11 protein-coding genes are annotated in these 12,257 nt (G+C 69.6%); 7 read left to right on the top strand and 4 right to left on the bottom strand.

The window, feature by feature from the left end; all coding sequences use genetic code 11:
- Window positions 1–56: 56 nt before the first annotated feature.
- The gene (locus WH85_RS20045; protein WP_052720560.1) at window positions 57–2,525 is read right to left on the bottom strand and encodes a rhamnogalacturonan lyase family protein; all 2,469 of its coding nucleotides are present in this window, start codon (window positions 2,523–2,525) and stop codon (window positions 57–59) included.
- Window positions 2,522–2,974 carry a MarR family winged helix-turn-helix transcriptional regulator gene (locus tag WH85_RS20040; protein WP_045743458.1) on the bottom strand — a complete coding sequence of 151 codons (453 nt, stop codon included), beginning with the start codon at window positions 2,972–2,974 and terminating at the stop codon, window positions 2,522–2,524. Before WH85_RS20040 ends, WH85_RS20045 begins: the two co-directional genes overlap by 4 nt.
- Before the next feature lie 69 nt (window positions 2,975–3,043).
- Here WH85_RS20040 and WH85_RS20035 point away from each other — a divergent pair, with 69 nt between their 5' ends.
- The 6 genes from WH85_RS20035 (at window position 3,044) to urtE (ending at window position 8,908) form a co-directional block, all read left to right on the top strand.
- Window positions 3,044–4,102 (top strand): substrate-binding domain-containing protein, encoded by a 1,059-nt coding sequence (locus WH85_RS20035; RefSeq protein WP_045743457.1) that lies wholly within the window; start codon window positions 3,044–3,046, stop codon window positions 4,100–4,102.
- A 199-nt stretch (window positions 4,103–4,301) separates the two neighbouring features.
- Window positions 4,302–5,540, top strand: coding sequence for an urea ABC transporter substrate-binding protein (urtA, locus tag WH85_RS20030; protein WP_045743456.1), 1,239 nt, complete (start codon window positions 4,302–4,304; stop codon window positions 5,538–5,540).
- On the top strand, window positions 5,540–6,427 hold the full coding sequence (gene urtB / locus WH85_RS20025; protein ID WP_045743455.1) for an urea ABC transporter permease subunit UrtB: 888 nt from the start codon (window positions 5,540–5,542) through the stop codon (window positions 6,425–6,427). The genes urtA and urtB overlap by 1 nt, the downstream gene beginning before the upstream one ends.
- Window positions 6,424–7,479, top strand: coding sequence for an urea ABC transporter permease subunit UrtC (urtC, locus tag WH85_RS20020; RefSeq protein WP_045743454.1), 1,056 nt, complete (start codon window positions 6,424–6,426; stop codon window positions 7,477–7,479). The genes urtB and urtC overlap by 4 nt, the downstream gene beginning before the upstream one ends.
- A complete protein-coding gene (urtD, locus tag WH85_RS20015) occupies window positions 7,476–8,216 on the top strand; it encodes an urea ABC transporter ATP-binding protein UrtD (protein WP_045743453.1) in 741 nt (246 codons plus the stop codon). Before urtC ends, urtD begins: the two co-directional genes overlap by 4 nt.
- Window positions 8,216–8,908 (top strand): urea ABC transporter ATP-binding subunit UrtE, encoded by a 693-nt coding sequence (gene urtE, locus WH85_RS20010; protein WP_045743452.1) that lies wholly within the window; start codon window positions 8,216–8,218, stop codon window positions 8,906–8,908. The genes urtD and urtE overlap by 1 nt, the downstream gene beginning before the upstream one ends.
- Window positions 8,909–8,922: 14 nt before the next feature.
- Here urtE and WH85_RS20005 read toward each other — a convergent pair whose 3' ends face one another.
- Window positions 8,923–10,053 (bottom strand): Fic family protein, encoded by a 1,131-nt coding sequence (locus WH85_RS20005; protein WP_045743451.1) that lies wholly within the window; start codon window positions 10,051–10,053, stop codon window positions 8,923–8,925.
- 96 nt (window positions 10,054–10,149) lie between these two features.
- On the opposite strand from WH85_RS20005, the gene WH85_RS20000 reads away from it, so the two are divergent.
- Window positions 10,150–11,730: a DUF2079 domain-containing protein gene (locus WH85_RS20000; RefSeq protein ID WP_045743450.1), complete on the top strand. Its 1,581-nt coding sequence runs from the start codon at window positions 10,150–10,152 to the stop codon at window positions 11,728–11,730.
- A 46-nt stretch (window positions 11,731–11,776) separates the two neighbouring features.
- Here WH85_RS20000 and WH85_RS51650 read toward each other — a convergent pair.
- Window positions 11,777–12,257 (bottom strand): hypothetical protein (locus WH85_RS51650; RefSeq protein ID WP_045743449.1); only part of this gene is annotated, 481 nt, incomplete at its 5' end.

Genomic DNA, 12,257 nt, shown 5'->3' with positions numbered 1-12,257 from the left:
CAGCGCGCCCGAAATCACCACGCGGATGGGCTTCGCACCCTGACCACGAAACGTGTCTAGACCGGGGGCCGCCAGACGGTGAAGTCCTGCAGGTGGAAGTGGCTGGCCACGGTGCGGAAGGCGAACCACCCGCTGGGGTACGGGTCCGCGTCGGTCCAGTCGAAGACCAGCCGGTCGTCGCTGAAGTAGCGGATGTGCTGCCCGTCGACGGCGATCCGGACGCGCACCGGGGTGTTCGCCGCGATCAGCGGAGACGTGTAGTCGTAGATCAGCGGACGGTTGCCCGGCTCACCGACGTACTTCCGGAACCGGGTGGTGGTGTTGAGGTTGGCGCCCTGCCCGACGTAGTACGTCTTGAGATGGTCGTACTCGGCGAAGGCGCCCTGCCGAACGGTCGCGAAGATGTCGTCAGGTGAGCGGGCGTCACGCGCGTTCCAGAACGAGTTCAGGTCGGTGACCAGGTCGTTCGGTCCGCCGGCCTGGATCGGGGTGGCGGTGTACTCGATCTCGTAGGGGCCGGCGAGTTCCTGCTTGAGCCAGACGGTCGCGCCGCCGGGGACGTCGACGTCAAGAACGCCGTCACGGGCTTCCACCGTGCCGCCGCTCTGCAGCTCCGCAAACCACTTATCTGCATTTTTCGTGAAATTGTCGTGGGTAACGACCTGCCAGGCGTTCCCCGCCTTCGCCGTCGTCTGAATCCGGGGCCGCGCCGGGGGCCGCGCGCCGAACCCGAGGTAGAAATCGGTCAGCGTGGACTGCAGGTAACCCCGGACCGTCCAGCCGAGACGGTAGGCCGGATCGTGCGCCGGCGTGTAGAGACGCGTCGTGGTCGGGATGTTCGTGGTGAAGATCCGCAGCGCGGTGTGGTCCGCCGTCTCGGCGAGGAACTCCTCCCGCCAGTCGCCCAGGATGTCGCCGTAGAACGGGACCGCGTTGCGCCAGGACGACACCACCCCGGCCGGCTCGAAGATCTTCGCCGTCGTCGAGGTCCGCCAGTCCCACTTCTCCACGGAGGTGGTGTCCAGCAACTCGGAGCCGAGGTCGCCGTCCCACCAGATCCGGAAGTTGACGCTGGGTGTGCTCTTGGTGATCTGCCTGCCGTCGACGCTCCACACCCCGGCGCCCGGCAGGTCGCTGTTCGCGGTGGCCGCCCAGTACTCGTAGCCGGGCGTCCGCGGGTCGATGTCGGCGGTGGTGCCGCGCGGGACGTCCCAGAGCGTGGCGTCCTGCGGTACGTCCGGATGCACGCCGGTGACCAGCCGCTCCCCGGTCGCCGCGTCGTAGTAGTACCAGGGGAACGCGGTGAAGACACCGCCCTCGGTCTGCTGGATCGCGTACCCCTCCAGCCCGGGGCGGGACGGGTCGAGGTCACCGATGTGGAACCGGTCGCCGTGGGTCGCGCCGGCCACCACGTACCGGAACGTGCCGTCGCTGTTCACCACGTAGTTGCCGTCCGCGATGTCGTCCCGGCCGTCCTGGTCGACGTCGACGATCCGCAGCTGGTGGAAGCTGGTGCCCTGGTCCGCGCCGCGGATGAACTTCCACCGCTCCCGCAGCGTCCGCCCGTCGTAGTCCCAGGCGACGAAGAGTACCCGGAAGTCGCCGCGCTTGGCGCCCACCCGGACCCCCTGCTTGGTGATCAGGCTGGGATGCACGCCGTCCAGGTAGCCGACGCCGTACTGCCCGCCGGAGGTGCCGTCGGCCGCGAAGTCGCCGGCGACCGGGACACGCTCGCGTTCCACGCCGCTGCGGCCGTCGATCACCGAGACGAACTGGTCCAGTTCGCCGGCCCGGAGCACCGCACCGTCGGCGAAGACGGTCCCGTTCGCGGTCTTCACCACGACCTCGGCACGGCCGTCGCTGTCCAGGTCGTAGACGGTGACGTTGTCGTCGTTGCGGTAGCCGGCCACGTCGCCGTACCCGCTGACCGCGGCGGGCGGCGGGTCGTTGGCGGCGTTGCCACCGGCCCGGGCGTAGGACGCCGGCCCCAGGTCGACGCGCCACAGGTGCTCGCCGGCGAGGGTGTACGCCTCCAGATGGTTGGGCTTGTCCAGGTCGTAGGAGAGCCGGGACACCACGATCTCGTAGCGCCCGTCCCCGTCCAGGTCACCGGGCCAGGCGTGCTGCACGTAGTAGCCGGGCGCCTCGGACAGCGGGATGTCGCCGGGTGTGAACGCGGGGCCGCTCGCCGCCTGCTCCCGCCCGCGGACCACGGCCCGGACGGTGTACGCCCCGGAGCCCCGGGATCTGTCGGTGAAGGTGGTCGACGCGGTGACCGGTGTGGGGGTCAGCCGCCTGGCGCCCTTGTAGACGTGGAAGGCGATGTCCGTGCCGTACTCGGTGCCGAGCAGACGCCAGCTCAGGAAGGTCCCGCCGCCGGTGGCGGGCACCGCGACGAGCCCCCGGTCCAGCGACTCGACGATCCGTAGCGGGCCGCTCTCATGACGGCCACCGGCGGCGGCCGGGACGGGAAGGATGCCGGCGGCCAGCGTGAAGCCGGCCGCGGCGGCGATGAGCGCTCTCATCCGCCGGAAGGTAACCGACCACTGTGTATCGATATTTGCGAACTTTTGACGTCGAGTGCCGTGATCAGCTCGTTCAGCAACGCACTGAGGTCGTCGCCGACCGGCAGTTCGGCGATGCTGGCCCGGACCTTCCGGTCGACGCTGTCGTGCAGGCGGCGGCCACGGGCGGCCAGGTGCACCCGGATCCGCCGGCGGTCCACGTCGTCGCCGCGGCGGTACACCAGGTTGTCCTCGACCATCTGGTCGATCAGCCGGGTCAGGCTGCCGGGCGGCAGGGAGACCCGCTCGGAGAGGCCGGTCATGAAGTGGCCCTTGCCGTCGGCGAGGACGCAGAGCACCCGCCAGGCCTCCGGACCGCAGCCGTGGGTGTCGAGGATGCCGGCCAGACGGCGGGACAGCAGCCGTTCGGCACGGGTGAGCAGGTACATCAGATCATCGGAGCCCCGCATCGCTGGGATGTTACCGAACGGGGACCGGCTTTCCTGGAGATCGAGGCAACGATCCGCGACGATGGGGCCATGTCGGCCCCGGACACCCTCGACATCGCCCTCGTCGTGCCGCTGCGGGGCCCGGCCGGGATTCTCGGGCCGAGCGCCGAGTCGTGTGCCGAGCTCGCCGCCGCCGAAGTGAACGCCGCCGGTGGCGTCCTCGGGCGTGAGGTGCGGCTGCTGCCGGTGGACGGCGGGGCGGCACCCGGCGCGGTGGCCGACGAGGTGGCCGCCCTGGTCACGTCGGGTGCGGTGCAGGGTGTCACCGGCTGGCACATCTCCTCGGTCCGGCAGGCGGTGGCGCCGCGGGTGGCCGGCCGGGTGCCGTACGTCTACACCGCGCTGTACGAGGGCGGCGAGAACACCGACGGCGTCTTCCTGACCAGCGAGACCCCGGACGTGCAGCTGTTCCCGGCGATCCGGTTGCTCGCCGCCGAACGCGGAGCCCGACGGTGGTTCGTGGTGGGCAACGACTACGTCTGGCCGCGCCGGACCGCGGCCGCCGCCCGCCGGTACGCCACCGGCGCCGGCCTGTCCGTGGTCGGCGAGACGTACGTGCCGCTGTCCACCCACGACTTCACCGACGTGCTTCGCGAGATCGAGCACTCCGCGGCGGACGCCGTGCTGATGCTGCTGGTGGGCACCGACGCGGTCCGTTTCAACCGGGCGTTCGCCCGTCGCGGGCTGGCCGCCCGGTGTCTGCGGCTGAGCACCCTGATGGACGAGAACATGCTGCTGGCCAGTGGCGCGACGGCCACCGAGGACCTGTTCAGCACGGCCGGTTTCTTCGCCGCCATGGTCACGCCGGAGAACCTCGACTTCCACGGCCGGTACGCCGCCCGGTTCGGTCCCGAGGCGCCACCGCTGGGCAGTCTGGGCGAGTCCTGCTACGAGGGGGTGCTTCTGCTGTCCGCCCTGATCGAGCGGGCCGGCCGGCTGGATCTGCGGGCGATCGGGGCGAACGCCGAGTCGGTCTGTTACGAGGGCCCACGGGGTCTCTTGCGGCTGCGGCGCCGGCACGTCAACCAGCGGATCTATCTGGCGCAGGCCCGGGGTGTCGAGTTCGACGTGCTGACCCAGCTGTCTTGACAGGTCCGGCCACTTCGGACCAAGATGCTTCCAGCAGGAAGTAACAATGCGCCGATCCTTTATGGGTCGGCTTTTTTTATTGATCTCAACCAATGGAAGAAACGGCTTGTCAATCGCCGTGAAACTCGTCGGAAATCGATGAATCCAACACTGTCGTTACCCGGTTGACCAGCGCGGACCGGCGGTGTTCGGAGGATTCATGCTGAAAAGAACGATGGCTTTCGTCGCGGTGGCGGCGACTTTTGCGACCCTGACCGCCTGCGGCGCCAAGACCGACGAGAGCGGTGCCGCATCACCCGACGGCGCGGTCATCGACACCTCCGGGCCGACCGTCAAGGTCGGCCTGCTCAACTCCCTCTCCGGCACGATGGCGATCAGCGAGGTGACCGTCCGCGACTCGCTGCAACTGGCGATCGAGGAGATCAACGCGGCCGGCGGCGTGCTCGGCAAGCAGATCGAGGCGATCAGCGAGGACGGCGCCTCGGACTGGCCCACCTTCGCCGAGAAGTCCGGGAAGCTGATCAGCGAGGACAAGGTGGCAGCGGTCTTCGGCTGCTGGACCTCGGCCAGCCGCAAGGCGGTCAAGCCGGTCTTCGAGAAGAACAAGGCGCTGCTGTTCTATCCGGTGCAGTACGAGGGCCTGGAGCAGTCGCCGTACATCTTCTACACCGGCGCGACCACCAACCAGCAGATCGTCCCGGGACTGGACTACCTCAAGGCGCAGGGGAAGACGAGCGTCTACCTGGTCGGCAGCGACTACGTCTTCCCGCGGACCGCTAACAAGATAATTAAGGCGTACGCCGAGGCCAACGGCATGAAGGTCCTGGGCGAGGACTACGCGCCGCTCGGCTCCACCGAGTTCTCCACGATCGTCAACAAGGTCAAGGCGTCCGGCGCCTCGGCGGTGTTCAACACCCTCAACGGCGACAGCAACGTGGCCTTCTTCAAGGAGTACAAGTCGGCCGGGCTGACCGCCGGCGCCATGCCCGTGGTCTCCGTCTCGATCGCCGAGGAGGAGGTCAAGAGCATCGGCACGCAGTACCTGGCCGGGCAGCTGACCGCCTGGAACTACTACCAGACCACGGAGGGCGCGGCGAACGAGAAGTTCGTCAAGGCCTACAAGGCGAAGTACGGCGCGGACAAGCCGACCAGCGACCCGATGGAGGCCGCGTACGTCTCGGTCCACCTGTGGAAGGCGATGGTCGAGAAGGCCGGCACCTTCGAGGTGGAGAAGGTCAAGGCGGCCTCGGACGGCATCACCTTCGACGCCCCCGAAGGACTGGTCACGGTGGACGGCGCGACCCAGCACATCCACAAGACCGCCCGGATCGGCAGGATCGGCGACGACGGCCTGATCACCGAGGTGTGGAACTCCGGTCAGCCGGTCAAGCCGGACCCCTACCTCAAGGGTTACAGCTGGGCGACCGGGCTGTCCTGATGACCCTCGTCCTCAGCCAGCTCTTCACCGGGATCAGCATCGGGGCCGTACTGCTCCTGATCGCCCTCGGGCTCTCGCTGACCTTCGGCCAGATGAACGTGATCAACATGGCGCACGGCGAGCTGATCATGGTCGGCGCGTACACCGTCTACGTCCTCCAGCAGGTGATCAGCGGCGCCGGGTGGTCGCTGCTGATCGCCCTGCCGGTGGCGTTCGCGGTGGCCGGCCTGATCGGCGTCCTGCTGGAGGTGTCGTTGATCCGCCGCCTCTACCTGCGGCCACTGGACACCCTGCTCGTCACCTGGGGTGTCTCGCTGCTGCTCCAGCAGCTCGCCCGGGACGTCTTCGGCGCACCCAACGTGCAGACCCGCGCACCGGAGATCCTGACCGGCAGCATCCGGATCACCGACGACCTGGCGATCTCCAGCAGCCGGGTGTTCATCCTGGTGCTGGCGCTGGCCGCGGTCGCCGCCGTGACCCTCGTGCTGCGGACCACGCCGCTGGGCCGGCGGATCCGGGCCGTGGTGCAGAACCGCGACCTGGCCGCCGTCTCCGGCCTGGCCACCGGCCGGATCGACCGGCTGACCTTCTTCATCGGGTCCGGGCTGGCCGGGATCGCCGGGGTCGCGCTGACCCTGATCGGCCCGATCGGCCCGGCCATGGGCACCAACATCATCGTCAACGCGTTCCTGGTCGTGGTGGTGGGCGGCATCGGCCAGCTGAAGGGCACCGTGATCGTCGCGTTCGTGCTCGGCGTGCTGCAGTCGATGGTCGAGTACACCACCACGACCAGCGTCGCCAGCGTGATCGTCTTCGTCACGATCGTCGCCTTCCTGCAGTGGCGCCCGCAGGGGCTGTTCACCCTCCGCACGAGGAGCCTGGCATGAGACGACCATTGATAGGTTTCGGACTGGCGGCCGTCGCCCTGTTCGGCGTTGCCCCACTGGTCCTCGGCGACTTCCGGCTCAACCTGCTCGCGAAATACCTCTGCCTGGCGATCGTCGCGGTCGGCATCGGCCTGGCCTGGGGGCGGGGCGGCATGCTCACCCTCGGACAGGGGGTGTTCTTCGGGCTCGGCGGCTACGCGATGGCCATGCACCTCAAGCTCGCCGACGCGGGCCCCGGTGAGCTGCCCGACTTCATGCAGTTGTACGGGCAACTCGACGAACTGCCCTGGTGGTGGCGACCGTTCGCGAACCCGGTGTTCGCGATGGCCGCCACCGTGCTGCTGCCGATGCTGGTCGCCCTGCTCCTCGGTCTGCTGATCTTCCGGCGGCGGGTCCGCGGCGCGTACTTCGCGATCCTGTCCCAGGCCCTCTGCGCCGCCTTCGCGATCTTCCTGATCGGGCAGCAGGGCACCACCGGCGGCACCAACGGGCTCACCGACATCCGGGGCTTCTTCGGGTACGACCTGAACGACCCGCTCAACCGCCGGACCGTCTACTTCATCATCGCCGCGAGCCTGCTCGCCGTCCTCGCCCTGACCTGGCAGCTCATCCGCAGCCGCTACGGCGAACTGCTGGTGGCGGTCCGCGACGGCGAGGAACGGGTGCGGTTCCTCGGCTACGACCCGGCGAACGTCAAACTCGTCGCGTACGTCGCCGCCGCGGGCATGGCCGGACTGGCCGGCGCCCTCTTCGTCCCCGCCGTGGGGATCATCTCGCCGGCCCTGATCGGCGTGGTCCCGTCGATCGAATTCGTCATCGGCGTCGCCGTCGGCGGCCGGGCCAGCCTGGTCGGGCCGGCCCTCGGCGCCGTCGCGGTGGCCTGGGCCAAGACCGCCCTGTCCGAGCGGGCACCGTCGGCCTGGACGTACTTCGAGGGCCTGCTCTTCATCCTGCCGATCGTGTTCCTGCCCGGCGGTCTGGCCTCACTGGCCCGGCTCCGGCCCTCGTGGCGCCGGCGGCAGGCCCGGATCCCCGCGGAGGCAACCCCATGAGCGGCCTGACCATTCGCGGTCTCACAGTGACCTTCGACGGATTCGTCGCGGTCGGCGGCGTCGACCTGGACATCCCGGACGGCGACGTCCGTTTCATCATCGGGCCCAACGGCGCCGGCAAGACCACCCTGATCGACGCGGTCACCGGCCTGGCCCGGGCCGGCGGCTCGGTCACCTTCGACGGACAGGAACTGCTCGGCCGCAAAGTCCACAGGATCGCCCGGATGGGCGTCGGCCGCACCTTCCAGACCGCCACGGTCTTCGAGGAACTCACCGTCCTGCAGAACCTGGACATCGCCGCGGGCTGGGCGCGCGGGCCGCTCACCCTGCTGCGCACCCGCCGGGCCGTTCCCCCCGAGGTCGAGAAAGCCCTGGAGACGGTACGCCTGACCGCCGTGCGCGACAGCCCCGCCGGAACGCTCGCCCACGGCCAGAAGCAGTGGCTCGAGATCGGCATGCTGCTGGTCCAGAATGCCCGCCTGTTCCTGCTCGACGAGCCGGTCGCCGGCATGAGCCACGAGGAACGCGACGCCACCGGTGAACTGCTCGGACTGCTCAGCGCGGACCACACCATCGTGGTGATCGAACACGACATGGACTTCCTGCGGCGCTTCGCCCGGACCGTCACCGTCATGCACGCCGGGAAGGTCCTCTCCGAAGGCACCGTGGCGCAGGTGCAGGCCGACCCGAGGGTCCAGGAGGTCTATCTGGGGCACGCGGTAGGGGAGGCCGTCTGATGCTGAGCTTCGAGGACGTCCACGCCGGGTACGGCCGCAGCGTGGTACTGCACGGCGTCAGCCTGTCCGTGCCGGCCGACGGCGTCGCCGCGGTGCTGGGCCACAACGGCGCCGGCAAGAGCACCCTGCTGCGCGCCGCGATCGGCCTGCTCACCCCGCGGTCCGGCCGCATCCTGCTGGACGGCGACGACATCACCGGCCTGGCACCGCACGACCGGGTGGCGCGCGGGATGGCGTACGTTCCGCAGGGTCAGCAGAGTTTCCCGCACCTGACCACCGCCGAGAACCTGCAGTTGGTCGCCGACGGCCGCCGCGACGGCCGCGCGGCGATGGCCGAGTCGCTGGACCTCTTCCCGGCGCTGAAGGACCTGCTCCCCCGCCGGGCCGGTCTGCTCTCCGGCGGCCAGCGCCAGCAACTCGCCCTGGCCCGGGCCCTGATCACCCGCCCCCGTCTGCTGCTGCTCGACGAACCGACCGAGGGCATCCAGCCGTCGGTCGTCGCCGAGATCGAACAGACCATCCTGTCGCTGGCCGCCCGCGGCGGCCTCTCGGTCCTGCTGGTCGAGCAGCACGTGGGGTTCGCCCTGCGGGCCGCCCGCACCTATCACGTCCTGGAGGCCGGCCGGGTGACCTCCACCGGCGACGGCGGCGCCGACGCCGAGCCCCGCGTTCGCCGGGCTCTCACCGTCTGACTCCGCGCCGGCTCCTACCGGTCCCGGTAGGGGTCGGCGATCTCCAGGGGTTTCAGCACCGGCGCGGCCAGGGCCCGCAGCGCCGGTGCGGCCAGGTAGTACCGGCCCCGGGTCTGGCCGTGCTGCTCCAGCGCACCCGCCCGGACCAGCGCACGCAGGTCACGGACCGCCTGGTCGTCGGTGAGCGTCTCGTCCCGCTGGTAGACCGTGCGACGGACCCGGCCACCGGCCGCGGCGACGGTCAGGGCACTGACCGCCCGGTCGGGCAGCCCGCGGGCACCGGCCCATCCCTCCAGGAGCTCCCAGAGCCGGCCGGCCCGGTCCAGGCGCCCCCGGACCCGCTGGGCCTGCTGGTGGTGGGCACTGAGACAGAACCGGACCCACGCCCCGGTCCCGCCGTCCGGACTCCATGACGCGCTGCCGGTATCCGCGAGGGCGTCGTAGTAGGCATAGGTGTTCCGGCCCGCACCCAGCCACTCCTCGATCGAGGAGAACTCCGGAGCCAGGACGCCGTCCCGGGCCAGGACCAGGGTGTGCAGGCAGCGCGCCATCCGCCCGTTGCCGTCCCGCCAAGGATGGATCTTCACCAGGTTCAGGTGGGCCATCGAGGCCCGGACCAGCAGCGGTACGCCGGGGTCCGCGTCGGCGAGCCAGGAGACCAGCTCGCCGATCAGGACGGGGACGTCGTCGGCGTCCGGACCGGTGTAGACCCGGCGCCCGGTGTTCTCCTCGTCGACGTAGATGTCGCCGGGACGGAAGCGGCCGGGCCATTTGCCGAGCTCATGGCGCATCATCATGAAATGCAGCGAGTTCAGCAGCATGTGCTGCCACGCGAACTCCCGGGACTGGGCGAGCTGCTGCACATAGGTGAGGGCGTCGCGGTATCCGGTGATGACGTCCCAGGTCGCCGGTCCGGTCTCCATCGGGTCCTCCCCCGCGACGGCGGCGACCGCGTCGTCGAGCCCGACCTGGTATCCCTCGATCGAGTTGGACCCCTGGATGGCGTGGGCGATCAGATGGCGGCGCAACTGGCCGGTCCACCGGCGCGGCTCGGCGACCTGATAGCGCAACGACTCGCGCATCGCCTCCACCTCGGCGAGCACGCGCTCGTCCGCCGCGGTAAGTGCGGGAGTGGGATAGAGCATCCACCGATCATAGAATAATTCCGGGGTCATGCTGAAATCTTTCCGGCACTCGCCCCGGTGACGCGCCCGGCCCGAGATCCATTAGGTTGAGCCACCGTGGCGAGAGTCGGGCAGTACGCGGTGCGGGTGGTCCTGTCGCCGTGCACGTGGATCGTCGGGGTGGCGATCTGGTTCTTCTCACGGTGGGCCCATGCCCAGTACGTGAACATGTCGGTCGGCGCCTGCGACCTGGGGATCTTCTACCAGGCGGTGCAGGGGTGGGCGTTCGGCGGCTGGCCCTATGTGCCGATCAAGGGGTATCCGCAGATCGGGGACCACTTCTCGCCGATCTACGCGGTGCTGGCGCCGATCGCGTGGGCGTACGACTCGCCGATCACGCTGGTGTACGCGCAGGTGGTGCTGATCTGCCTGTCCGGTGTGCCGATCTACCACATCTTCCGGCGGCGGTTCGGGATCCTCGCGGGCACCGGGATGCTGCTCGCCTACCTGGGCAGCCACGCCGTGCTCGGCACCATCCAGTTCCCGGTGCACGAGGTGATGTTCGGGGCGCTGTTCCTCGCCTGGGGCCTGGAACGGGCGCTGGCCGGCCGGTGGACGCAGGCCACGATCCTGTTCGCGCTGCTGGTCACCGTCAAGGAGGACGGCGGCCTGATGTGCGCGCTGCTCGCCCTGTACGCGCTGCTCAACCGCCGCCTCAAGCACGCGGTGTTCCTGGTGCTGTGGGGCGCATTCTGGTTCCTGATCAGCCTCAAGGTGATCATCCCGGCGCTCAACCCGGGCGGGTTCACCTACGCCGTGGACTACCAGCAGAGCCTGCACGCGGACGGGATCTTCGCCGGCATCCCGTACATGCTCAGCCACCCGCTGGAGATCCTGAACCTGATGTACGACCAGCCGGCCAAGGTCGAGACGTGGCAGCAACTGCTGATCCCGATCGGGTTCGCCGCGCTGGCCTCGCCGCTGGCGCTGCTGATCGCGCCGGTGATGCTGAGCCGGATGCTGTCGTCGCGGGAGACCCAGTGGTCCTCGCACCTGTACTACGACATGCCGCTGATGCCGATCCTGTTCGCGGCGGTGGCCGACGGTGCCCGCCGGATCGGGAGCCTGGTCGACCGGCTGCGCGGGCTGGGACCGGATCGCGACTGGGCGATGGCTTCGCGCGTACCGAAAACGGAAGAGGGTGCGGAGACCGCCGAGGCCGCGGCAGAGGAGAAGAAGCGCCCGTGGTGGCAGGTGCGGACCGGAGCGATCCTGGCGAGTGTCGCGGCCGTCACCTTCGTCTGGTTCGCCTGGCAGGACTTCCGCGAGGACAACATCCTGAAGTGGTATCAGGAGGGTCAGCCGGCGTTCGGCAACCACCTGGTGGTCGCCGAGGCGAAGCAGGCCTTCACGCACATCCCGGCGGACGTCACCGTCCGGGCCACGAACAACCTGCTGATCCCGCTGCTGTCGACCAACGAGGTCACGCTGATCGGCTCGAACGTCGACGAGGGCGACTGGGCGGTCGTCGACACGGTCAACCCGAGCTGCCCGATCGGCAAGGGCGACATCCCGAAGATCATGCAGCAGCTGGACGGGATGGGTTTCCGGGAGGTCTTCTCGACCGGCCGGATCAAGGTGCTGAACCGGACCGCCGAGGCGACCCAGCCGATCCGCGGGACCGGCCAGGCCAGCTGACGCGGATGGTCCGCCGGACCGGATCCGGCGGACCGCGGACGTCCGGTCAGACCTTGCGGTCCGGGTACTCGGCGAGGACCTTCTGCACTTCGGCGCGCAGGGCCTCGATGCCGCCGAGGATCTGGCCGTAGGCGCCGGGGGCCGGGATCGGGTCGCCGCCGCGGGTCTTGCCGCGCAACTCCAGGCCCCACGGGTCGCCGATCATGTCGAGGACGTTGCGGCGGTAGGACTTCGGGTCCGCCGGGTTGTCCGCCGACCAGTCCGGGCGGGTGTTGACCAGGGTCTCGTTCGCGGTCGCCTTGGGGAGCTTGGACAGGATGTTCGCTTCGATCTTGTCGGCTCGGGCGTCGATCTGCGCGGTCAGCCACTTCTTGTCGGCGTCGGTCAGTGCCACGGGGATGTCCTCCAGGTGCCAGGAAGCCTTCGATGCTTCGCGTGCGGTTTCGTACGACGAGGAGAAGTGCGCGTGCTCGGTGTGCGGGCTGGCCCCGTTGTACGAGCTCTGCCGCCAGGAGTTCGACGCCTCC

Origin of the sequence: Actinoplanes rectilineatus (assembly GCF_000962825.1) — a bacterium.
Lineage (GTDB): Bacteria > Actinomycetota > Actinomycetes > Mycobacteriales > Micromonosporaceae > Actinoplanes > Actinoplanes rectilineatus.
The sequence above is the reverse complement of the archived record's forward strand: the minus strand, read 5'-3'. Positions and strand labels throughout refer to the sequence as shown.

Excerpts from the sequence above, each read along its gene's own strand:
- WH85_RS20045 (WP_052720560.1), bottom strand. The coding sequence starts at position 2,525 with ATGAGAGCGCTCATCGCCGCCGCGGCCGGCTTCACGCTGGCCGCCGGC.
- WH85_RS20040 (WP_045743458.1), bottom strand. The coding sequence starts at position 2,974 with ATGCGGGGCTCCGATGATCTGATGTACCTGCTCACCCGTGCCGAACGG.
- WH85_RS20035 (WP_045743457.1), top strand. The coding sequence starts at position 3,044 with ATGTCGGCCCCGGACACCCTCGACATCGCCCTCGTCGTGCCGCTGCGG.
- urtA (WP_045743456.1), top strand. The coding sequence starts at position 4,302 with ATGCTGAAAAGAACGATGGCTTTCGTCGCGGTGGCGGCGACTTTTGCG.
- urtB (WP_045743455.1), top strand. The coding sequence starts at position 5,540 with ATGACCCTCGTCCTCAGCCAGCTCTTCACCGGGATCAGCATCGGGGCC.
- urtC (WP_045743454.1), top strand. The coding sequence starts at position 6,424 with ATGAGACGACCATTGATAGGTTTCGGACTGGCGGCCGTCGCCCTGTTC.
- urtD (WP_045743453.1), top strand. The coding sequence starts at position 7,476 with ATGAGCGGCCTGACCATTCGCGGTCTCACAGTGACCTTCGACGGATTC.
- urtE (WP_045743452.1), top strand. The coding sequence starts at position 8,216 with ATGCTGAGCTTCGAGGACGTCCACGCCGGGTACGGCCGCAGCGTGGTA.
- WH85_RS20005 (WP_045743451.1), bottom strand. The coding sequence starts at position 10,053 with ATGCTCTATCCCACTCCCGCACTTACCGCGGCGGACGAGCGCGTGCTC.